The following is a 307-nucleotide window of genomic DNA, read 5'->3' on the forward strand; positions in this document are numbered from 1 at the left end:
CTGAGCCTGACTTAAATCCTGAGCCTGAGTTAAATGCTGAGCCTGACTTAAATCCTGAGCCTGAGTTAAATCCTGAGCCTGAGTTAAATCCTGAGCCTGAGTTAAATCCTGAGCCTGAGTTAAATCCTGAGCCTGAGTTAAATACTGAGCCTGAGTTAAATCCTGAGCCTGAGTTAAATCCTGAGCCTGACTTAAATCCTGAGCCTGAGTTAAATGCTGAGCCTGACTTAAATCCTGAGCCTGAGTTAAATCCTGAGCCTGAGTTAAATCCTGAGCCTGAGTTAAATCCTGAGCCTGAGTTAAATCC

General features: G+C 44.3%; 1 protein-coding gene. It reads left to right on the plus strand.

Annotation, left to right across the window (positions count from 1 at the left end; genetic code table 11):
- A partial coding sequence (locus ACWTE2_RS22340; RefSeq protein ID WP_454786167.1) for a hypothetical protein occupies window positions 1-307 on the plus strand: 307 nt, incomplete at both ends.

It is taken from the genome of Legionella nigrisilvae (assembly GCF_977063395.2).